We start from the raw sequence: 907 nt of genomic DNA, 5'->3' as shown, positions 1-907 counted from the left end.
TTCTTTCTTTAGGAGGACATGCGTGCAGTTGCTACTGACTTTTACCGTGAGCTACTGTCTGTAGAGTCCCAGTCAGAGCATCGGGATGCATGCAGAGAGCAGGTGTGGACACAGATGCGTTGTCTAGTGACTAAGGAGATGCGTCAGAGGCTTCAGCTGCCTCTACAGCTAGAGGAGCTGCACACGGCTCTTAGTGCACTCCCCCCTAGTAGCTGTCTAGGTGAGGATGGTTTGACTCCCAGCTTTTTCTTGGAGTACTAGGACTTGCTTGGCTCAGATCTCTATAGTGCTTTTCAGTACATCCTGCACACAGGAGAGATGCCTGACAGCATGAGTGAGGGCCTGATTTACCTCATTCCCAAGGAGGATGGCTCCTTGGATGAGATTCGGCAGTGGTGCCCCATCACCATCCTCAACTCAGCCTACAAAATTCTTGCCAAGGCTCTGAGTTTGAGGATTCAGCCACTTTTGGAGAGCCTTATACATGGGACTCAGATAGGTTTTGTCAAGGAACGCAATATCCTTGACAACATCTTCACTTTCTGAGAGGCTTCTGCCCTGGCACGTCTCCGTGGGGAGGACCTTGTGATCCTTCTTCTCGAGTTTGAGAAGGCATACGACAGAGTTGACTGGGAGGGCACGCTTCGCAGGATGGGCTTTTCAGATGCTTGGATCAGAGGGGTGTCAGCTTTGTACAGACAGGCTCACAGTCAGGTGCTTTTGGCAGGAGGTAGAGGTGAGCGCTTCATGCTCACACGATCTGTCAGACAGGTTTGCCCTCCTGCCCCCTTTCTCTTTCTGTTCTATGCGGAGGCGATGAGCAGATTTTTGATTTCTCAGCAAGTTGGCTTGTGAGCTCCCTATTACGACAGATTAGCTTCTTGACACTGAGTTTGCCGACGACTCA

General features: G+C 50.9%; 1 protein-coding gene. It reads left to right on the top strand.

All coding sequences use genetic code 11. The features are described from left to right. Positions 1 to 318 precede the first annotated feature (318 nt). Positions 319 to 546: a reverse transcriptase domain-containing protein gene (locus DD606_RS25710; protein WP_129259550.1), complete on the top strand. Its 228-nt coding sequence runs from the start codon at positions 319 to 321 to the stop codon at positions 544 to 546. The last annotated feature ends 361 nt before the right edge of the window (positions 547 to 907 follow it).

The organism is Enterobacter cloacae complex sp. GF14B (assembly GCF_004136805.1).
Lineage (GTDB): Bacteria > Pseudomonadota > Gammaproteobacteria > Enterobacterales > Enterobacteriaceae > Enterobacter > Enterobacter hormaechei_C.
This window is presented reverse-complemented; position numbering and strand designations above follow the sequence as displayed.